12 protein-coding genes are annotated in these 21,243 nt (G+C 52.1%); 4 read left to right on the forward strand and 8 right to left on the reverse strand.

Features of this window, described 5'->3' with window-relative positions:
- Positions 1–27: 27 nt before the first annotated feature.
- The 6 genes from ACQ4MZ_RS24785 to ACQ4MZ_RS24810 all read right to left on the reverse strand — a co-directional run bounded on the left by ACQ4MZ_RS24785 (position 28) and on the right by ACQ4MZ_RS24810 (position 13,552).
- Complete coding sequence (locus ACQ4MZ_RS24785; RefSeq protein ID WP_430849625.1) at positions 28–5,349, reverse strand: S8 family serine peptidase; 5,322 nt, start codon at positions 5,347–5,349, stop codon at positions 28–30.
- Between the two features lie 413 nt (positions 5,350–5,762).
- Positions 5,763–7,028, reverse strand: a complete 1,266-nt coding sequence (locus tag ACQ4MZ_RS24790; protein ID WP_430849627.1) for an erythromycin esterase family protein — start codon at positions 7,026–7,028, stop codon at positions 5,763–5,765.
- A 78-nt stretch (positions 7,029–7,106) separates the two neighbouring features.
- The gene (locus ACQ4MZ_RS24795; RefSeq protein WP_430849629.1) at positions 7,107–7,940 is read right to left on the reverse strand and encodes a histone deacetylase family protein; all 834 of its coding nucleotides are present in this window, start codon (positions 7,938–7,940) and stop codon (positions 7,107–7,109) included.
- Positions 7,941–8,228: 288 nt separating this feature from the next.
- Positions 8,229–9,941, reverse strand: a complete 1,713-nt coding sequence (locus tag ACQ4MZ_RS24800) for a SusD/RagB family nutrient-binding outer membrane lipoprotein (RefSeq protein ID WP_430849631.1) — start codon at positions 9,939–9,941, stop codon at positions 8,229–8,231.
- Positions 9,942–9,964: 23 nt separating this feature from the next.
- On the reverse strand, positions 9,965–13,309 hold the full coding sequence (locus ACQ4MZ_RS24805) for a SusC/RagA family TonB-linked outer membrane protein (RefSeq protein ID WP_430849633.1): 3,345 nt from the start codon (positions 13,307–13,309) through the stop codon (positions 9,965–9,967).
- A gap of 51 nt (positions 13,310–13,360) precedes the next feature.
- Entirely contained in the window at positions 13,361–13,552 is a 192-nt protein-coding gene (locus tag ACQ4MZ_RS24810; RefSeq protein WP_430849635.1) for a hypothetical protein, read from the reverse strand.
- Positions 13,553–13,997: 445 nt separating this feature from the next.
- On the opposite strand from ACQ4MZ_RS24810, the gene ACQ4MZ_RS24815 reads away from it, so the two are divergent.
- From ACQ4MZ_RS24815 to ACQ4MZ_RS24825, 3 genes are all read left to right on the forward strand, one after another.
- Positions 13,998–17,177 carry a SusC/RagA family TonB-linked outer membrane protein gene (locus tag ACQ4MZ_RS24815; RefSeq protein ID WP_430849637.1) on the forward strand — a complete coding sequence of 1,060 codons (3,180 nt, stop codon included), beginning with the start codon at positions 13,998–14,000 and terminating at the stop codon, positions 17,175–17,177.
- A gap of 19 nt (positions 17,178–17,196) precedes the next feature.
- Positions 17,197–18,744: a SusD/RagB family nutrient-binding outer membrane lipoprotein gene (locus ACQ4MZ_RS24820; RefSeq protein WP_430849639.1), complete on the forward strand. Its 1,548-nt coding sequence runs from the start codon at positions 17,197–17,199 to the stop codon at positions 18,742–18,744.
- Between the two features lie 136 nt (positions 18,745–18,880).
- On the forward strand, positions 18,881–19,003 hold the full coding sequence (locus ACQ4MZ_RS24825; RefSeq protein ID WP_430849641.1) for a hypothetical protein: 123 nt from the start codon (positions 18,881–18,883) through the stop codon (positions 19,001–19,003).
- Positions 19,004–19,089: 86 nt separating this feature from the next.
- On the opposite strand, the gene ACQ4MZ_RS24830 is transcribed toward ACQ4MZ_RS24825, so the two are convergent.
- A complete protein-coding gene (locus tag ACQ4MZ_RS24830) occupies positions 19,090–19,275 on the reverse strand; it encodes a RagB/SusD family nutrient uptake outer membrane protein (RefSeq protein WP_430849773.1) in 186 nt (61 codons plus the stop codon).
- Positions 19,276–19,562: 287 nt separating this feature from the next.
- Here ACQ4MZ_RS24830 and ACQ4MZ_RS24835 point away from each other — a divergent pair, with 287 nt between their 5' ends.
- Complete coding sequence (locus ACQ4MZ_RS24835; RefSeq protein ID WP_430849643.1) at positions 19,563–20,600, forward strand: alpha/beta fold hydrolase; 1,038 nt, start codon at positions 19,563–19,565, stop codon at positions 20,598–20,600.
- Between the two features lie 196 nt (positions 20,601–20,796).
- Here ACQ4MZ_RS24835 and ACQ4MZ_RS24840 read toward each other — a convergent pair whose 3' ends face one another.
- Positions 20,797–21,153 (reverse strand): winged helix-turn-helix transcriptional regulator, encoded by a 357-nt coding sequence (locus ACQ4MZ_RS24840; RefSeq protein WP_430849645.1) that lies wholly within the window; start codon positions 21,151–21,153, stop codon positions 20,797–20,799.
- Between the last annotated feature and the right edge of the window lie 90 nt (positions 21,154–21,243).

The following is a 21,243-nucleotide window of genomic DNA, read 5'->3' on the forward strand; positions in this document are numbered from 1 at the left end:
CGATCGTCACATTTTTGTTAATTTATACTAATGCACAATCACAATCTTGTGACTGCTTTGAGAACCATCGGCATAATGAATGGTCACCCAATGCACGCCGGAAGCCAGCGCCCCTACATCCACCACCGACTGGTTTTCAGCGGAAGTGAAGAGGCGTATACCTGAAAGTGAATGCAGCCGAACGCTCGAAAACCGCCTGTTACCGCCCCGGATGTACAGTTTGTCGGCCACCGGGTTTGGAAACAGCATCACCGGAGAGTTTCCGGTAGCTGCAAAATCGACCGAAACGATCTGACTATATGCAAACCTTCCGTCTAAATCTATCATTTTCAGCCGGTAGTAACCCACTCCTGCCAATGGCGAGGCATCGATGGTTTCGTAGCGATGCCCGCCTTCACCTATTGCCGGCGTGTTGATGGGCAGCGAAGTCCAGGTGCGGGCATCCGGGCTTCGTTGTATTTCAAAATGGCTTGCATTCTCTTCTTCGGCCGTACGCCATTCGAGACGCGTGCTGCTTTCGGCGGGCGTAGCGGAAAAGCTCGCAAGCCGCACCGGTAACGGTGTCCCGAACCCGATGAAATCCTTGGCGAACCAGAATTCGGAGAAGCTCTTCACCGTAAATTCCAGATAGTATCCCTGTGCATAGGGCACTTTCCTTACCGCATTGCGAGGATAGAAATTCCAGGCGACACTACCGTCATTGGTCAAATCACCGTCCTCATTGCTACCCGAATACTTGGTTACCGCCAGCTCGTAAGCCGATGCCGGCTTCACAATACCTTCCTTTCCAGGTGCCGAAATAAGCCTTTCACTTTCCTCGTCCGTGATGTAAAGCCGCACGCCCACGGGTTGGGCAAAGTCGGGCTGGGATGCCGAGATTGTGAAACTTCTGCCTAAGTAGTACAGCTTGTTTTCGACCCGCATAGGCCCGTTGTCCTGAAAAACCTTCACCGAGACCTGCCCCAGCGACTGCCCGTGCGGGTTGATAGCCGCCACCAGTGAATTATTCAGCTTGAATGGCACCCATTCATTGCCCTGCACATTGGCGGATGCCTCCGAAGTTTCCTGCAACGCATTGAAATACACCGTGGCCTGCGAATCATAAATATGGATATCGTCAATCGCGATACCAGCCCGCCCGCCGGCCGATTTGCTCTTAATTACAAAGCGGAAACGGACATAGCCACCGGGAAAATAACTGGGAATCGGCGTGGTGGCCACGTGCCATCTGGTATAGTCCTGGACGTTCCACACGTCCGTACCATCCTGCCGCGAATTGTACCAGTTGGTACCGCTGTTGATTGCCCCCAGGCGCACCCAGGTATTGCCACTCACATTGTATTCCACATATGCCACGTCGCACGCATCACCTGTACACGCGGCGAGGTCGATCGACGCACTGAAACTCAGCGACGGTTGGGCCATGCCGCTCATCGCAAAACAGGGCGAATACAAATAGGATATGGTCTCGCCCGAGCGCACACCACCCAGGTTGGTCGTCCAGGCATTGCTACCGCTCGCAGCCGTCGTGACCTTACCGGTACCAGGCATACCAAACACCCACAGCGGGTTCGATTCGGTCAGATACCAGCCGCCCTGACCATTTTCAAAGTCTTCAAGGTAAGGGAATTGCGAAATCACCTGGGCCGCTTTAGCAGTTATAACCGCCGCATCATTCCCTGCATTCTTGTCGAACGCCTTTTTGACTTTGACCTTCACATTGCGGTCGCTATTCATGAACAGCGTAGAAGAAAAGTTGAAGGCGAAAAGCGTGTCGGTACCCGCCCTCACCACCGGCACATTTCCCTGATAAGCAAGCTGGTCATTGATCGATACCTCGAACGGCATCCGGTATGAATCTTCGGCGCCATTATTTTTGACCAGCATACTATACTCCTGATACCCGTTGACATCACAGGAAGGGATCGCCAGCGCACTCACTTTCACGACCTCCATATCACTGTTGGTGGTATAGAGGCGTATATCGTCGATCGTCGCACCGTCCGTCTGCGCGGGGTATCGGAAACTTTGCTCCCACCTCACCTGGAAACTGGCGCTGAAATCCTTCCCGGTCCGTTTCAGCAAATCGCTCACTTCGACGGACATCAGCCAGTAGTTGTTGTTTTTGGTAAAATAAGGAACAGTATTGCTCTCCAGTGCCTCGATCCAGGGGTCGGTATCTTTCGCCCGGACGAATACACGCAACGGCCACGCAGGCCAGGTCGTGGCATAGAGCCGGTACCGGAACGACAAGCGAATTTCGTCGCTGTCAGCATGGTAAGTCGCCAGGTTATACGTTGCGTCCAGGTAGGTCGGATACTGCGAATTGTTGCCGCTGTTAGCGTCTACCGTAAATGCCTTGGAGCCCGAATAAGCCAAACCAGGGTCGACCGAAGTCCGTAACCGGCCCAGGTCACGCTCTTGCGAAAAATCATACCGGTCGGTTCCGGCAATGCCTATGGTGTTCACATTCACTTCGGCGCTTTGCAGCGATTCGAGATCATCAGAAAATGGCAGGTTAACCGACGTATTGGCAAGCTGACGGACCAATACCGATTTCCGGTCGTTGTTCGCAACCTGGTCGCCGTCCAGCTTCACCATCACCGTGAGCGGATATGAACCCGCATTGCGCATGTCGAAAGCTTCGATGAATGTATAATCGAGGTAACCATTGGCAGTGACATCCGAATGCACCGTCTCCCAGTGTACTGCCCCGTTGCCCACGGAATAACCTACCTGAAACGGTTGAGTCACGGGCAGATCGTCGAAGTTCCTGAGCCGTATTTTTATCAACTGGGATGCGCCAAGGCTGTTGGAAGTGAACAACCTGCCCGACCCGGATGGCGAGACGATTGCGTCCACAGCCAGGTCGCCGTCCGAAATAATGCCCTCGCAAGTACCGGAATCGGGTTTCCGGCTGATCGCCACCGCCCTTCGGCCAGGCACGCCGTTCTTGCGGGCCCTTACAGAAATATAATAGGTCGAATCACGGGAGAGCCCGCTGAGCACATATTTCAGTTCGCTGGTAGTGGCCACTGATCGCATTTCCCTCCCCTGCAAACGCATGACCTCGTAATCGGTGGCGCCGCTTACCGCAGTCCATTGTACGGCAGCGTAGCTTTCGCATTGGCTTGCAGCTAAGGTAATTACCGGAATGTCCATAATCGTAAACACTGCGCTTTCCTTAACCACTCCGGTGCTGTTTTGGGTAATGCGGACTTTGGCAGTGGTAGTGAATGCGTCAGGTACCGTCCAACTGAGCTGGCTGGTACCCGCCGGTACCGCGGTGTTCAGGTTCGTCCACGACGCACCGTCATTGAGCGAATAGGCTACTGAAAATGTGCTGTCGGCGTTGCCATAGCTATCCCAGTAGATATCAATCACATCACCTTTGGTGAATCGCTCGCCCCCGGAAGGGTACGTCAGCACTGCGGAAGGTTCGATAATGTCGTAAACAACGAAGTACTCCTGCGGGCCGCTAGGCACCTTTTTGCCTGCCACATTCACAACGTAAGTCCCTGCCAGGGGCGCTTCGAGAACGATCTGCTCCACATTATTAACGCTATCCACACCCGGCTCAGCTGCCGCCGCCGGATTGGCCGCCCTGGGAAATGCGGGCTGTATTTCAGTACCACCCGACCGGGCTACCGTCAAATTGAGGTCATTGACCAGCGTTTTCCCGGTGAGCACCGCCGGGGCAGGGTCGTTCCAGTACAGCATGATTTTAACCAACGCCGTATTGGCCGGCACCGGTATTTCATAGCCATTCTTTCCCCCGTTGGCAACCGTGCCATTAAAGTATTGCCCTTTTTCCAACATCGAAACCGATCGGAGCAAGTTCATCATGCCAAAACCATAGGTAAAATCCGGCCCGGGCAGCCCCTTGTCGGTAGCCCCGTTGCACAGCAGCGCCTTCATAAGCGCGTTCCTCGGGCTATTTCCGCCATTCAACTGCCTGTACCGCTGGTACAACAATGCCAGCCCTCCGGTGACCGCAGGTGCTGCCATGCTGGTTCCCGAGCCTCCCTGATAAGTGTTTCCGGGAAGCGTTGAAACAATGCCGGTCCCCGGAGCAACGATCTCCGGCTTAATGCGTCCATCCCTGGTAGGACCTTTACTCGAACTGGCGCTAATAAGGTTGTTCGCGCCGGTCCGTCCGGTGCTGATCACACTTTTAGAAGAAATACTCCCTCCGATTACATTGCCAAAACCTGCCACAAAGCCTTCGCATGGAGCTTCCAATCCGCTGTTCCCAGCTGCAAATACGTGTTGTAAACTGGGCAGATCGAACGCCTGGCGGTCGAGAATGTAGGAATCGAACGTGTAGGAACCATAGTCGGGGCATACGCTTCCGCCGTACGAATTATTGGTTATCATTAATCCGAAATCCCGGACAAGATTCGATGCCTGTTTCCATATCTCTGAATTGGTGCGTTTGATCAGCGACGCTCCGGGGGCATATCCCTTGTACCGCTCGTTCATAATGCCGCCGCCCGCAGCCGTACCCGCAACGTGAACGCCATGCCAGTAACTGCTCTCGGGATTGTAGCTGATAACCTTCGTGGCCAGGTCGATATGCTCCAACAGGTACCCGCTATCGCCTATCCCGATCACCACACCTTCACCGGTAAGCTGCCTCTGGCCTGGCAACAGCGACGCAAGCACGTTCGCCCGCGTCGCTGCTTCGCTCCTGTCATTGAGCGGCTCCTCCGGCGGAGGCACCGCTTCTATATATTGCACCCATGGCTGGCCTGCCAATGCAAGCAGTCTGTCCACGGGAACCTGCACTTCCACGATCTGATAAGGACTCAAAGCATCGGAGAGCAGCAGGGCTCCATGCTTATCGATCGCTTGCTGCATGCTGTCGGGATTCCAGGTTTTTACATAGCTGATCCGTACATTCACTTTCCCTTCCTCCCGCACCGCATGAGACGGCAGGTTAGATCCCAGCAATGCCGGCTGGATCTTCTGTTCAGGCTGCAACTCGAGAATCGCCCTCACCCCCGCCGCCTGCAACGCATCCCGGTCAGGTTCGCCATGCACGAGGGCCGTGTAGGCGTTCTCGGGAATGTAGTCAAACAGGGTGATTCCGGCATCCTTAAGGCGATCGATCACCGGTCGTTCAGGAATTTCAAAAAATTGGATTATTACAAATTCTACTTCACCACCGACCGCGGTCCGGAATGCGCTATCCGGTCGCTTTCGTACAAGTTCAGTTACAGGTACCGGTGTGATTGTACCACTTTTGAGGTAAAGGTTGTAAGCCCTATTTTCCTGGGCCGTAACGTTAGTTAGGTGCTGCACCAGTAGTACTACTACGAGGGCGCAGCGATACTTCAACGAACACATATAGAGGAGTATTGAAAGGGTCAATATTTACTTCAGAATATCGAATGTACCCCTTTTTTCAATATTTCAAACAACATGTAACTATTTGTTTTTCAATATAAACACCTCATAAATTCGACACAAAGCGTGAACTATTTATTGTTCCTGGCAGATCAGCCGCATAACTATCCCCTGGGTTCAACCAAGCTCTTAGGCTGCATGCATCGGAAGCAAAAGAACGGCCGGCCGGAGCGTTCTAAGGAGCCCGTGGCGATCATCATCCGAACCGGTTTTTGAAGTGTATTTTTAGTTAAAACCAGGGTACCATTTTTTGCAGGCGCAGGGCGCGTCATGCGGCCGACCCAATAATTCACAAATCAAGCGCCATGGGAACGCTTGTTTAAAATATCAAATAAATACAATTTAAAAAGAGGTTATTTTAGATAAAAGCTGTGGTTGCCGGATGTTTGCCTGATGTGAAGAATATAATCGAAATCATCGGGAAGAGAGCCGTCAAAGAACTGGTTATCGGGCAAACCGTAGACCAGCAGTCTGTATCGACCTGGCCAACGGATGCCTTTCAGCTGCTGCTTCAAAACAGCTGTGTTCATAAAGAAGACTGGTTGAGGAAGTTTCGAGAAATGGTATTCCCAGGTAGTACTGTCGCCGGCAAAGACCTTGTTTTGATCGGTAATATGGCCCGCCTTGGGGTTAAATGTCGTGTAGAAACCATAAGCGGTTGTCAGCCCAACACATTGATAGGCACCTCCCAATTTCCGAGCCAAATACGAACCGATACTTTTGGAAAAAATGTTCGGTGTTCGCTGCAAATGCGCGTTGTGTGCCAGAATGACCATCTTTTTGCCTGGTTCAATTTCCGCCAGTACGTTTTCGGCCATCAATGAATCCCTTATTTCCGACTGTATGTCCATCGTGTGGGCATGCCCGGAATCGTTCAAAAGCAGGAATTGCCGGTAATTGTGAATGCTTTTTCTGACCAGTTCATGGGTCCGCGCCTTCTCTGCCAGTTTAGTCAGCACCTGATCGCTCAGTGTTTTTAACTCCGCAAAATCCGTCGCACTGATACTGTGATTATAAACCTCATTACTAAGCAATTCATAATAATGCAGGAGGCTCTTCAGCGAATCCGAAATGTCGCTGGCTCCCCCGGAATCCCTCAGGTTTTGTAGCGACTGAAACGGGCTCTGCATATCAAATCCAAAGAAACGAATGGCTTTCCCGCGTGCTTTGCCCATTTTGCCCACGCTTTCGATCAAGTCCACAAACTCAGCACATTCATATCCATACAACCTGAACGAACGCAAAATCGCTTCCAAGTCGCCGCGCCCTTTCAGCAAGTAGTCATTCAATTGCTCGACCTCGGCCATGGGCGCTTCCAGCCCGATTTTCGTAAGCGCCGGGTCCGCGGCCAGCGCCTTGATCAGCAGCAACCGGGCAGTAAAAAACTCCGAAGTGCCATGCGACTGCTCTCCTATTCCCAAAATCTGAAATTCCCTGGGCAATGCCTTGCTCATAATGCGCACATTACTTTCGCCTGCAAGATCGAGCGAATCCAGCGCCACGACATGGCTTTTTAACTGATTAACCAAACGATTGTCCTGGCCGTTGACCAGTCCCGGAGCACAGCTAACGCACAAGAAAGAAAAAATCAGCACAAAACGAAGACAGGATAGCTTCATAAAGAAGAAGTTAAATTCATATATATAATTAATTTTTATATAAAGAATTTATAACTTGCTGTATACTTCTTTTTCAAATTACAATTGCTTCGCCACCCTGTAAGTATTCGCGTGCGCCTCGATGATCGTTTTGATCTGGGGCGAGTAGCCTCCGCCCATACTGCACTGGATCGGTATACCGAGCCGGTGAGCGGTTTGAAGGATAATTTCGTCGCGTTGGCGGCAACCGTCAATGGTACACGAGAGCCTTCCAAGCTTGTCGGTTGCCAGGATGTCGACACCGGCCTGGTAGAAGATAAAATCAGGCTTAATACGCTCTACGAGATTTTGGAATGTTCCGCGGAGCAGGGTAAGGTAAGCATTGTCTTCCATGCGGTCGGGCAGTTCCACATCGAGATCGCTCTTCTTCTTACGAAATGGGTAGTTATTCTTCGCGTGCATCGAGAATGTAAAAACACGCGGCTCGTTGGTAAAAATGTCGGCGGTGCCGTTACCTTGATGTACATCGAGGTCTGCGATCAGTATTTTTCGAGCTTTTCCATGATCCACCAGATATTGCGCAGCCACCGCCTGGTCATTGATCATGCAAAAACCTTCGCCCGCATCGCGCGAAGCATGGTGCGTACCACCGGCAATATTGAATGCAATACCCGTATCAAATGCTTTGAGCGCGCCATCCACGGTTCCACGGGCGATGCGCAGCTCCCGCTCCACAAGCAGGGGCGTCTGCTCAAATCCGATACGGCGCATCTCGGGCCGAGTAAGCATACCGGCCACGAAGCGATCGGCATACGCCTGGTCGTGTACGGCGTACACGGGAGGCGTATCAATAGGCTCGGGACTGAAGAAATCGGACTCTTCCGCGATGCCCTCGCGCAGGAGCTGCAAAGGCAGCAATTCATATTTATCCATCGGAAAGCGGTGACCTTCCGGAACAGGATATTTGAAGACAGGATGAAAGGCAATAGGAAACATGCAAATGGACGACACTAAGTCCCAAATTTGCAAAAAAGAAAGCGACCCTCCGAAAAGGGCCGCTTTCAAAAACGGGTGCTGGATTATTCATTGTCACCGGCAATTACGCCAAACTCCGCGAATTCAGCACAATTAATTCGATGGTATGGGGCAAATCCCCCTGGCATTGGGGCGAACATCCGGAAACCTGGGATGAAAAATTTCACCTCACGGCCGAAATTCATTCTACCATGGCTTGCCCGTTCCCTGTACCAGCCACGGCTTCGACCACTGGCTGTTTTTCTTGCGGGGACCGGAGAAATTAGTCTCTTCCAGCTTTTCAATCGCACTGCGAACATTGTCGCCGTTGTTATTCAACTCATTATTGCTGTAAATGAAACGGAGCGGCAATGCACGGGAAACCGGTGCGACACCCGGTACCAGCGCAGGCAACGCGGTGCGGCGGTAGTCGAACCAGGCTTCGGTAGCCGCCGTCCAGCTGGCGATCCATTTCTGCTCCATAATCTGGGCCAATGTGCCTTTGTAAGCCACCGTTTTCACATAGGCATCGTATTGATTAGCCACACCCCAGGTTTGCAGCGATTGCTTGATGCCGTTATTATAATGCACTTCCGCACCTCCCGTGGCCCATCCTTTTTGCGCCGCTTCGGCGAGGATGAATGCGCTTTCGGCAGCCGACGCGAGGCGCGCTTTCAACAAATCGCCTTTCGAACCCTGATACGCATAGCTCAGCTGCGACGCGTGCTGGTTCTGTACCTGCTGACCGGTCGTCGGGTTTTCGTTGTAGTAGGTCGGATCGATCATACCGGCCGGGATACCCACATATTCACCGGTGTTGAGCGGCCCGTTAAAAAGGTCCGGACGTGCAGGCTTGTAGGTAGCAGGGTTAAAATGGCGGGTAAACTTATGTCCGGCCGAAATCTCCGCGCGCAATTCCTGCTCTGTCAGTGACTTTACGCCGGTTTGGATCACACCATCTTTACGGATAAACTCATCCACACCGGTTTTCAATGTAGGATCCGACACCCAGCGCACATGCACCGGCTGGAACCACACTTTCAGACGCGGGTCATTACTGGCCACCATGGTATTCAGCAAAGTGGCGGCCGGGCGTCTTCTCCGCCAGTTCGACTGGCTTACATCGAATGCAATGGCAGTAGGCCACGAATCTCCGGAAGCCGTACCGATATAGTCCATCACTGCATCATCGGAGGCTTCTTTGAGATAAATACCAGAGCTGTAAACCTGCTCGATACCGGCTTTGGCAACATCGGGCAACTTGGCCGACACCCGCATATAATAGCGCAGCAACAGCGAGTTGGCGAACTTCTGCCATTTCAGCTTATCGCCATTGTAATACACATCATAACCCGGCGCGTAAGTAGAAACATCGGCGGTGGCGAACAGTGAGGAAGCCTGTTTCAGATCCTCGATAATACCTTTGTAAATTACCTCCTGGCTATCGAATGCCGGCAGCATTTCGCCCGCGTCGCCTTTCAGCGCATTGGTATAAGGCGCATCGCCCCACAGGTCGGCGATGGTTCCGAAAATGAATGCCTTCATCGTCAGCGCGACGCCCTGGTGAAATGTAAAACCCATTTCGACCGATCGTTTGTAGAGCAGGTTGTTATTTCGCAGAAAGCCGTACCATGCTTTCCATTCATCGTCCTCCTCGGTCCAGTTATAGTCATTGAACCCGTCTTTCCAGGCATCTTCCTGCGTGTGCTGAACCACACCTGCGATACGACCGTAACCCAGTTTCAGGTATTGCGTTCCCACGCCCGACATGACCGTCGGCATGAGCAAATTCGGATTGGCGGTATTAGGGTCAACACCGTTCGGGTTTTCGTTGATCTCCGTGAGGCTTTCCTTACAGGACGAAGCAACCAGCACGGCCAGTACGAGAATGATTTTGGGGATATATTTAAAAATTTTCATCGCTTTGAATATTCAGGAATGAATCAGAAATCGAAATTAAGCTTGAAACCGAATGGGATCGTCCATGGCATTACATTCTGCCGCTCGATACCCTGACGGAAACCGCCTTTGCTTGGGTCGGCCCAGAATGCGCGCTCAGGATCGATACCAATCTTGGCCGCATTCCAAAGCATAATGTTCCGGGTGTACAGCGACAAGCTCGCATTGCGGATCGAATTGAAAAGCATCGGGATTTTGTAGGTCAATGTAATCTCACGCAATTTAACGAACGACGCGTCGAAGGTTACTTGTTGGTTGAAACTCCAAGGGTACATGGCAGTGATCGGCATGTATTTGGTACCGGCGCCGCCGAGCCACTCGTGGTAATTACCGTCCTTATCTTCCCAAACACCCGGAATGAACGCACCGTCGCCGTCAGCTCCGAAGCCACCGGTAGCGGCCGTGTGCCCTCCTACCCGCGGGAAGTTTCCGTTTTGCGGGATGATGTATTTTTCAGGATCCGATTTCAACAATGCAACCAGTTGGTCCGGCGAATAAAGGCTGCCCGGGATCAGGTTGTCGATCTGGCGCTGCGATTTCCAGTCGGACTCGCCGTAGCGGTAGGTGAACGACATAAATTCACCACCCTGGCGCCAGTCGAGGCTCAAACCCAGTGAGAAGCGCTTGTAAGAAAGGTTAACCTGACCGCCCACCATAAAATCGGGATTATAGTTACCAACCTTCACGTTGTTCTGGCGGCCACCGAGCGATTGCCAGTCCATATCACCGCCCTCGCCATCATACGCGATGATCGGCCAGCGGTAGTAAGGCGAATTCGGGTCGGTAACGGTCGCAAAACCGCGGCTGTAAATATTACCGATCTGCTCGCCTACGTAGGTATATGCGCCCGCGCCGTTTTCACCCCATTGTTCGAAATACGGGAAGTTAGGCGCCAGTTCTTTTACTGTCACACGGTTGCGGCTGAAATTCGCATTCACATCGAGGGTCCAGCCATTGAGGTTGCTGATGGGCGTACCACCGATACCGATCTCCCAGCCCCGGCTCACTAGCTTACCGGCATTGATGTTCATAAACTCGTATCCTGTTGAGGGAGCCATGGGAACCGTGAAAATCTGGTTCGTATTGGCACGGTCGTAGTAAGTCAGGTCAAAACGCAGGCGGTTGTTGAACATATTCAGGTCCACACCCCCTTCGGACGAAGTAGCGATCTCCGGCAGCAATTTCGGGTTGAGCAGCGTTCCGCCCAGGTTAGCGGTAACGAGGTTACCCCATGCCCCGGTTCCTAAATTATTATACAACTGATAAGGATCGGTGTCATTACCTACCTGCGCCCAGCCTCCGCGGAATTTAAGCATCGTAATATAGGATGGCATATTGAAAGTCGTGCTTGCCAGCCAGCTGAGGGATGCCGAAGGATAAAAATAGGAACGGTTCGATGCGGGCAAAGTACTCGACCAGTCGTTGCGCGCGGTTAAATCGAGGTAAAGCTGGTTTTTGAAACCAAATGAACCCAACGCGTACAAACTGTAAATCGCTTTTTTGTAACTGTTGTTACCCACCACACGATTTATAACAGGAATATTTGAGATATTGTACAAACCAGGTACGGAAAGATCACGGCCTCCCAGGTTGGAACTGTTCCCTTTTTGCCGCATAATGTTACCACCCCCCGAAAGGCTGATGTCAAAATCACCAGTCTTGATCGTCTTCGTAACCAGGAAGTCGGCATTACCCTCGTTGCGGCCTACGTTTTCGAGGTAATATCCCCCTTTGGCCATGCTTTTATAACTCCATGGAATTTTAGTCTCACGGTCTTCATCGTACATATCGTGCGAGTAGCGCACGAATGCTGTGAGGCCGGGGGCGATCGTCCAGTCGAGTTTCAGGTTTCCGTACAGGCGGTCGCGTGTGAAGGCGTTCGTGAGGTGTTTGGCAAGAAAATAGGGGTTATCCGTTTCACCCGGCGCGACCGTCAGCTGCTCGATTTCCTCGCGGCCCGGCTTCCAAACGCCTTTCAGGTCGCGCACATCGTAGCTTGGCGAGTAATACACCGCCTGCAACGGGTTCCCGTCGCGCTCCGACGTCTGCGGGCGGCTGTTGGAGTTCGAACGAACGAAGTTGAGATTGGAGCTCAGTTTCAGGTTCTTCGACATATCGAACGTCAATGCCGAACTCAGTGCATTGCGGTACAAGTCCGAATTCGGGATCAGGCCACGGTTGCTCATATTATTGTATGAAATCCGGTAGGTAGCCTTGTCGGTAGAACCCGAAACGGTCAGGTTATTGGTAGAAGTGATTCCCGTTTGAAGGAAGTTCTTCATGTTATTCTTATACGATTTCAGCTCGGTCGGGATCTGTTTGCCATCCGCACCGACAGGTGAGTTCCACTGTATTTCTTTGTTACCCGCGTCCAGCGGCAGACCGCCCCAATAGGCCGATGATTCGTCCAACTGGAACGGACGCTCTCCATTGGCATATTTGTAATGCAAATCAAGGAAACGGTAAGGCTTTTCGAACACATTGGATGTCGAGAACGAAACACCCAGGCCCTTGCCTTTCTTACCCGACTTGGTAGTGATCAGGATCACCCCGTTACCGGCGCGCGAGCCGTACAATGCTGCCGCGCTAGGGCCTTTCAGCACCGACATACTTTCAATATCGTCGGGGTTAATATCGGAAATCGCGTTACCGTAATCGACCTTGTTGCCGCTCCCTTTTTCGCTGACGTTCGCGAGGCTGTTCGCCAGCGGCACGCCATCGACAACGAACAGGGGCTGGTTGTTTTTCAATGAAGCCGCACCGCGGATTACAATGCTGATCGACGAACCGACACCGCTGGTCTGGTTGATGGAAACACCCGAAACACGGCCGGAGAGCGACGTCAGCACGTTTTCGTTCGCCACGTTAGCCACCTCGCGGCCTTCTATCTTACCCACATTATAACCCAATGAGCGGGTTTCACGCTTGATACCCAAAGCCGTAACAACGGCCTCCTGCAAAGTGGCCACGTTTTCGGACAACACCACATCCACCACGCTCTTGCCGCCCACTGTCACCTCGGTGGTATTGAAGCCGATATAGGAGAATACAAGCACTGCATTTTTTGAATCCACATCTAGGGAAAAATCCCCCGTTGCATCGGTAGTGGTACCGATCTGGGTGCCCTTCACGAGCACGTTCACGCCGGGAATCGGCGAACCGTCGACAGCCGACGTAACTTTTCCTTTAATCCTGTCGGCCACAGGAAAGAGTGCATTTTTGCCCGGAACTTCCGCCCGGGCAACCATATCCGTGGCCGGCGGAACAGATAGACAGATTGCGGCCAACATACATCGTGCCGCCGTTTTCAGGGTAGCCTTTGGTTTCATAGTATTAGTATTAGGCGAGTAGGTAATAAATACAGTTGTTTTACACCGCTTCTAGTCCGGCAGGTTACGCCGTTTGTCCGACTCCTCAGCGAGCAACCGATTGAAGTACATTTCCAGCGCATCCGAATAGGCCTGCTGCACAGCCTCATCGTGGGTGCCGGCGAGCAATTCAGACAGTTCTTCCGCCGAAAGACGGTTGCTGATCAGCTTTTCAATCAATATTTGAGCCCTTGAAACTGACATCCTGTTGACTGTCGCGGTATGTAGAGGATACTTTACCACTGCCGCAACGGACTACTATGCGGATTATCTTTCGTGTTAAATAAATGTTACCCGGCCGACGAAAACCCCATATTTCCAAGGGAATGAAGGCGTTCCGGAACAAATACCCGTCAGCGGATACAGCATATCCCGCCCAAAACCGCTCAACTAAGAACAATCCAACTTTTACCCTTTCTAATATTTTAATCTATTATTCCGATAGGTAATAAGCGTTTTAATTCATTTTTAATACATTTACAAAATATTTAATAATACAAACTTTACAATAACTTCATATTAATCGATTTTACGGAATTTAATTTCCTTAATTCAAGTTTACAGAAAATCAATTTTAATATTCATTAGCCAAAAACAGGAGAAAATTTCAAAACAGCAAAATCAACGAATCCTCACCAAAATACAATTCATGAAAACGAGATTTATCTACTTCATCCTGGTGACTTTATTGGCGACCGGGCTCGCCCATGGGCAGCAGCGGACTATTACCGGTACTGTCACCGACGCCAATGACGCCAGCGGTCTTCCCGGGGCGTCCGTTACCATAAAAGGAACGTCGACAGGTACATTGACCGACGCCAACGGTGGTTTCAGCCTTGATGTCAACGGCGAATCGGCCGTGCTGGTCATTTCATTTATCGGCTACGTTACCCAGGAATTACCGGTGGGTACCAGCGACAAAATCGCCATCGCCCTGAAACAGGACGCCAAAATCCTGAACGAGGTGGTGGTAACTGCATTAGGCATTTCGCGCGAGAAGCGCGCGCTGGGCTATGCCGTGCAGGAAGTAAAAGGTGAGGCATTACAAACGCGCCCTACCAATGCCCTGAGCGCGTTATCCGGAAAAGTGGCCGGCTTGCAGGTGGTTACCTCGGGTGGTAACATGGGCGGCTCGTCGCGCGTGTTGCTCCGCGGGATCAACTCCATTTCGGGTAACAACCAGCCATTGTATGTGATCGACGGCACGCCGATCGACAATGCGGACCTCAACAGCGCAGCGACCAGCGCGGGAAGCGGCGGCAAGGACGTCGGTAACATGATCCAGGACCTGAACCCCGACGACATCGAGAATATCTCCGTACTGAAAGGACCATCCGCAGCGGCACTTTATGGTACCCGCGCCGCAAACGGTGTGATTTTGATTACCACCAAAAAAGGCAAGGAAAACAGCAAGGTGAATATCACACTGAACACAGGCGTGGAGTTTGAGAATATCGTGCGCCTGCCGAAACGCCAGCAGTTGTACGGCGGTGGTTTTTCAAGCACTTTCCAGAAAGCGACCATCAACGGCACGGAATATAACATCGCCGAATATGCGGTGGACGAAAGCTGGGGGCCGAAACTGGACGGTACGCCTGTACTGCATTGGTATAACCTCGACCCTGAGAATACAGCCGAATACCTGAAACCACAGCCGTGGGCCTACCCCAAAAACGACGTGCATACCTTCTTCGAAACCGGCGTTTCGAACACCAACAGTCTTGCCGTGAGCGGCGGTAATGCCAACTCGACCTACCGCATTTCATTTACCAATAAAAATGTGAAAGGTACTGTTCCAAATTCATCCCTGAAACGTAACTCGATCAATTTCTCGGGTTCTACGACGGCGGGCAAATTCAAGTTTTACAATAACTTCAATTATATCAAAAACCAGTCGACAGGAAGGCCGTGGACGGGTGCTACCAACCGGAATATCATCCTCGAAGCATTCCAGTGGGGACAAGTACAGGTGGATTACGAGAAGCTGAAAAACTACAAACGTGCCGACGGCAGCCAGATCCTCTGGAACCGCTCGGGCTACCAGGATACCCCGGCGGGCGAGGCGGCGAAGTTTATCGATAACCCGTACTGGTCGGCTTACCAGAGTTATCTGGAAGAAAACCGTGATCGTTTTTACGGCAACGTAGGCGTGGTCTACGACGTGAACAGCTGGCTCAAACTAAGCGGAAAAGTGAATGCGGATGTGTACCAGTACCAATATCAGGACCGCATTGCCGTGTATTCGCGGACGCAGTCGCAGTATCAGGAGTACAACAACAATTTCAGCGAGTTCAACTACGAATTGCTCGCTTCGGCGACCAAGAGCTGGGGAGACATTTCGTTGAATGTCAATGCGGGTGGCAACATCATGAGCCAGCGCCGCCGCATCAGCGACGCCGTTACGCAAGGCGGATTGATCATTCCTGAATATTACAACCTGAAGAATGCGAGCTCGGTACTGGTGAACTCGAATGCCTATCGCAAGCAAATCAGCTCCATTTTCGGTAGCGTCTCATTGGGCTGGAAGAGCCTTCTCTTCCTCGACGGAACGTTGCGCAACGACTGGTCTTCTACCCTGCCATTGAACCGCAACTCATTCGCATACCCGTCGCTCACCACAAGTTTGATCCTCAGCGAACTGAACGGCGTGAAGGATATCAGCTGGCTGGATTTTGCCAAAGTACGCCTCGGCTGGGCGCAGGTGGGTAACGACACAGATCCTTACCAGCTGCAACGTGCCTATGAAGCGAGCCAATCGTTTGACGGGCTGCCTTCTTACAAACTGCCTGCACAGCTGAACAACCAGGCGCTGAAACCGGAGATTACCAGCTCGTGGGAAGCCGGTTTGAATATCCAGGCATTGAAAAACCGCGTCGGCCTCGACATTACCTATTATGACAATGTGAGCCGCAACCAGATCATCAACATCCCGGTGTCGTCGGCATTTGGTTATGACTCGAAGGTGATCAATGCGGGTAAGATCAATAACAAGGGTATCGAACTAACACTCACAGGTACCCCGGTCCGCTCGAATGGTTTCGAATGGAATTCAAGCCTCAACTGGTCGAGAAACCGCAACAAGGTGATCGCACTGGCTCCGGGCATCAACACGTTCCAGCTCGCCAACAGCCTCGTTACGCTCGTGGCGCGTGAGGGCCAGCCGTACGGACAAATCCTCGGTAACGACTTCGTGTACGCGGCCGATGGCCAGAAGGTGATCAAAGCCGACGGTACCTACGAGCGGGCGCAGCAGCTTACCCCGCTGGGAAGCGTGTTGCCGAAATACCTTTTCGGTTTCCAGAACAACTTTACATACAAGAACTTCAACCTCGGCTTTCTCGTCGACGGACGCGTAGGCGGCAAGTTTTTCTCGCAGACCTACAAAGTGGCGATGTACGCCGGTGTTTTGGATAAAACCGCTGCGAACAACGTGCGCGAAACCGGGGTGGTGCTAGATGGTGTGAAAGGTACCGTTACCTACAATGCCGACGGTACCTACCAGGTGACTAACACTACACAAAACGACACCCGCATTACGGCGCAGGCATGGGCTCGTGGGGAATATAGCGGCCCTACCCCGCAAACGATCTTCGATGCGACATTTGTGAAACTCCGCGAGATCACATTCGGGTACAACCTGGCGCTCAACAGCAAGGCTGTAAAACAGGTTTACTTCGGGATTTACGGTCGTAACCTGGCCAACATTTACACTGCCAGCAAGTACATCGACCCCGAGTTTACCAATGGCGGCGGCAATATCCAGGGCCTCGAAGGCGGTAACATTCCGGTGCCTGCCACGTATGGTCTGAATGTAAATGTGAAGTTCTAACCACCTCAAACTAAAAATTATGCAAAAGTTCCTATATCAAAAAGGCATTCTGACCTTCGGCATCGGCGCATTGCTGGCCAGCTGCTCCGACAGCCATTTCGAGGACATCAACAAGGACCCGAACCGGCCGCAGAACGTGACCACAACCACTATCCTGCTCTCAGCCGAAAAACAGGTGATCGACAACATCCGCAACGAGAACAGCTCCTTGCGCGGCTCACAGCTTTTTGCCCAATATTACAGTCAGAATATTTACAGCGATCAGTCGCGCTATGACATTCCGCGTTCGTATTCGGATACTTATTGGAGCAATGCATATAAGGCATTGAACAACCTCAACGAGATCATCAGGCTGAATACCGATCCTGCGACCAAGAGCATCGCGACCGCCGGAACCGCGGGAACCAACGCCAACCAGATCGCGATCGCGCGCATTCTGAAAGCGTATGCGTTCCAGAACCTGACAGATGTTTTTGGCAATATTCCCTATCAATCGTACGGCAACCAGGATCCCGAATTTCAGGCATTGCAGCAGGAACCCGAGAACTTGAGCCCGGCCTATGCGAGCCAGCAGAAGATTTACCTCGACATTCTCAACGAGCTGAAAGCCGCCGGCGACACGCTGATCAAATATAAAACCGCAACGACGTTCGGTGCTTACGATGTGATCTACAAAGGCAAGAACGAACTTTGGGCCAAGTTTGCGAACTCCCTGCGCCTGCGTATCGCGACGCGCATCCGCAAGCAGCAGCCTGCCGAATCGAAAACGCATTTCGACGACGCCCTGGCAAAAGGTGTTTTCACTTCCAATGCGGATAATGCCGTGTTCAAATACCAGTCGCTTGCTCCGAACGAAGCGCCCCTTTACCGCGCAACGGTGACTGCCAACCGTAAGGATTTCGCCGTTTCGCACGTGATCATCAACGTACTGAAAGGCGAACTGGGAACCGTAAAAGTGCAAGATCCCCGCTTGCCGGTGTACGCCTCTAAAAATGCAGCCGGTGACTATGTAGGTCAGCCATACGGGCTTCCTGTGGCAGCGGCCGGGTTGCTTACGGCCACCGATGTGAGTCTTCCCGGCGCCGTGGTGAATGCGGCCAATTATGGAGAAGTTTTACAGGAATATGCCGAAGTGGCATTCCTGATTTCGGAATATAAAAACTGGGACCAGCAGGAGTACATCAATGGCGTGACCGCTTCCCTGCAAAAATGGGGCATTGCACAGGCCGATATCACCACCTATCTCGCCGCACTTCCCAAGGCCGACAAGGCCAATGTACTGAACCAGAAATATCTGGCGCTTTACACGCAGGGCGACGAAGCCTGGGCCGAAATCCGCCGCACGGGCTATCCCACCTTTCTGGTGAAACCCGGCGACGTCGTCTGGCGGCGTACCGTGGGTGGCCAAACCACCGATTATAAATTCCAGCCGTTGTTCGGCGAAGAGGTTCCGCAGCGCTTGTATTACCCGCCGAAAGAGCAAAGTGTAAATCTGGCCAATTACCAGAATGCAGTGAAAGCACAGGGCAATGACGATATCACTACGGCCCTATGGTGGAATAGATAAGAATCCATTATTTGTAAAAAAGGCTGCTCATTTAACGGTGAGCAGCTTTTTTTGTCTGATGTTAAATTTCTCTGACTTATCTTTGTGGTACAACTTTTATCTATTTGTAGAATAAGTTGTACTTAACAATTCTCCGATGAAAAATTTTTCCAACGACGACATCCTGAAAGTGGCGGTTTTTCTACCGGTGCTGGTGCCTATTTACCTCGCCTATGCGTGTTTCAAGGCGTTGAAAGCACTGCTCGAATTTCAGGACTGATCCGCCGGCAAGAACGAGGATTCATGCCAGGCAATCGCCGCTGAACGGATCGTAGCATTTACTCCACAAAGCTGTGTATCCGCCATCTACCAGTTCGAATTTTGCCGCATATTCTTGTAGGCGTTCAATTCTGTCAGCGGGATCGGCCACACATAATCGCGGCCGGAATTGAATTTCCGCTGCTCCACTACCACCGGTTTACCGATAGCCGGGTCCGCGGCATCATAGACCGTGCCGTTCAGTACCTTCTCCTCTATTTTCCAGCGGCGAATTTCAAAGAACCGTTATCCTTATGCCAGCTCGACCTGTCCTCCGCGACGCACAAACTCACGCATTTTGATCCGGAATCCGGTCTGGGTCGATTGCGTCTGTCCGATCAAATCCACACCTGTGGTCGGGAACGGGCCCATTTCGGATACGCCACGGGAAATGTCCAGCCCGCCCGCCTATTTGTCCGGTTCGGGCAGATTCCCATTCCTGCCGGGCAGAGGTGTGGCTAATTTTGAGACATTCAAACGGGAAATCGTATTCAAACCATCGATCTTAAAAATCTCAGAAAATGGAAATCAGCCGTCAATACAGCCGCCGTAACTTCCTGGGCCTTGCCGCACTTACTTTCGCCGCAGCACAAATATTGCCTTCAAAAGCAATGGCCCATGCGAAAGCCCATCCGTTACCGGGTAGCACCACCTATACATTTGGAGAAATCAAACAAATAGAAGCGGGCGTGCTGAACATCGGCTATGCCGAAACCGGCCCGGTTAACGGGCAGCCCGTCATATTGCTGCATGGCTGGCCATACGACATTCACAGCTACGCCGAAACCGCCGAATTGCTCGCCAATGCGGGTTACCGGGTGATCGTGCCGCATCTGCGCGGACATGGGACCACCCGTTTCCTGTCCGACAACACTTTCCGGAATGGACAACAAGCGGCCGTAGCACTGGACATTATCGCCCTCATGGACGCGCTCAAAATCAGACGGGCCATCCTCGGCGGCTTCGACTGGGGCGCACGTACAGCGAACATTATCGCTGCACTCTGGCCAGAGCGCGTGAAAGGGATGGTGTCCGTCAATGGTTATCTGATCAACAATCTCGAAAAAAACCAGCAGCCGCTTTCACCCGTTGCCGAATGGGGCTGGTGGTATCAGTACTATTTCGCCACCGACCGGGGCCAGAAAGGCTACACCGCCAACTGGTACGACTTCAATAAACTGATCTGGAAAAACATCTCACCCAAATGGGCTTTCGACCAGGCGACCTACGACCGCTCAGCCGAATCGTTCAAAAATCCCGATTATGCGGCGATCGTAATCCATAACTACCGCTGGCGGCTGAGCATCGAGCCGGGCGAGAAGCAATACGACGAAATGGAACAAAAACTGTTCGCCGGACCTGCCATTTCCGTTCCGACAGTAACGCTCGACGGCGATTCGGACGGCGTTGTTCCCGCAGGCGACGGCTCGGCGTTCGCCCGCAAGTCGACCGGCAAACACGTGCATCACGTGGTGAAAGGCGCAGGACACAACCTGCCGCAGGAAGCGCCGCGGGCATTTGCCGATGCCATTATCGAGGCCGACAATCTCGCAAAATGACTTTAAGCCACATCGCTTCCGCCCTTCCGGTTTTGCCGGGGGCGTTCTGCGAAACGGACGATTAACGGGCGCACGGCTACATCGAAAAAGACGCAGCTTCAATACACGTCCGTGAACACGTTCCGGCGACGTATTTTCGAAAAGCTGAATATTGCCGACCGTAAAGGGCTCATGCGACTGGCCGACGCCTGCAAGCTCAATTGAACAACTTCCGGTGCTTTCCGCCCCATTCACTGAGCTGCTCGAAGATCGGGCCGAATGCCGCTGCCATTTCAGTAAGCTCGTATTCCACGCGCGGAGGCACCTCGGCGTAAACCGTGCGTTTGACCAATCCGTCCTGTTCGAGCGCGCGCAACTGCAAGGTCAGCATCCGCTCGGTGATATAGGGAAATTCCTTTTTCAGCTCTCCAAACCGCATCTTCCCTTTTTCCAGTTTACTGATAATCAAAATCTTCCACCTGCCTCCGATCTTGTTGACGGCGTAGGTCAGGTCACATTCCACAATGTACTTCTCATTGCTGGTATAGGTCGAATTCTGTTTTCTGGCAGCCATTACTTACACTTTTGTTAGTACCCCACAATTGGTTGTATAGCATCCAAAATTAGATGCTTCCGGCTACGTTTGCAACCAGTTTTTAACACA

Source organism: Dyadobacter sp. BHUBP1, assembly GCF_050587785.1.
Classification (GTDB): Bacteria; Bacteroidota; Bacteroidia; order Cytophagales; family Spirosomataceae; genus Dyadobacter.

Coding starts and splice junctions, on each gene's coding strand:
- ACQ4MZ_RS24785 (WP_430849625.1), bottom strand. CDS start 5,349: ATGTGTTCGTTGAAGTATCGCTGCGCCCTCGTAGTAGTACTACTGGTG.
- ACQ4MZ_RS24790 (WP_430849627.1), bottom strand. CDS start 7,028: ATGAAGCTATCCTGTCTTCGTTTTGTGCTGATTTTTTCTTTCTTGTGC.
- ACQ4MZ_RS24795 (WP_430849629.1), bottom strand. CDS start 7,940: ATGGATAAATATGAATTGCTGCCTTTGCAGCTCCTGCGCGAGGGCATC.
- ACQ4MZ_RS24800 (WP_430849631.1), bottom strand. CDS start 9,941: ATGAAAATTTTTAAATATATCCCCAAAATCATTCTCGTACTGGCCGTG.
- ACQ4MZ_RS24805 (WP_430849633.1), bottom strand. CDS start 13,309: ATGAAACCAAAGGCTACCCTGAAAACGGCGGCACGATGTATGTTGGCC.
- ACQ4MZ_RS24810 (WP_430849635.1), bottom strand. CDS start 13,552: ATGTCAGTTTCAAGGGCTCAAATATTGATTGAAAAGCTGATCAGCAAC.
- ACQ4MZ_RS24815 (WP_430849637.1), top strand. CDS start 13,998: ATGAAAACGAGATTTATCTACTTCATCCTGGTGACTTTATTGGCGACC.
- ACQ4MZ_RS24820 (WP_430849639.1), top strand. CDS start 17,197: ATGCAAAAGTTCCTATATCAAAAAGGCATTCTGACCTTCGGCATCGGC.
- ACQ4MZ_RS24825 (WP_430849641.1), top strand. CDS start 18,881: ATGAAAAATTTTTCCAACGACGACATCCTGAAAGTGGCGGTTTTTCTA.
- ACQ4MZ_RS24835 (WP_430849643.1), top strand. CDS start 19,563: ATGGAAATCAGCCGTCAATACAGCCGCCGTAACTTCCTGGGCCTTGCC.
- ACQ4MZ_RS24840 (WP_430849645.1), bottom strand. CDS start 21,153: ATGGCTGCCAGAAAACAGAATTCGACCTATACCAGCAATGAGAAGTAC.